At 53.1% G+C, this 260-nt stretch carries 1 pseudogene; it reads right to left on the reverse strand.

The features are described 5' to 3' along the window. Nucleotides 1–260 (reverse strand): annotated as a pseudogene (locus B7709_RS10175) (hypothetical protein); the annotation flags it as partial.

Raw genomic sequence — 260 nt, forward strand, 5'->3', positions numbered from 1 at the left:
GCAAGTACATCAGCGAGCGTATCTGCTTCAACGAGTGCTTCAGTATCAGCAAGTACATCAGCGAGCGCATCTGCCTCAACCAGTGCCTCAGTAAGTGCTAGCACGTCAGCGAGTGCGTCTGCTTCAACGAGTGCCTCAGTAAGTGCAAGTACATCAGCGAGCGCATCTGCCTCAACCAGTGCCTCAGTAAGTGCTAGCACGTCAGCGAGCGTATCTGCTTCAACGAGTGCTTCAGTAAGTGCAAGCACATCTGCAAGTGC

Source organism: Streptococcus oralis subsp. dentisani, assembly GCF_002096335.1.
Classification (GTDB): Bacteria; Bacillota; Bacilli; order Lactobacillales; family Streptococcaceae; genus Streptococcus; species Streptococcus oralis_Z.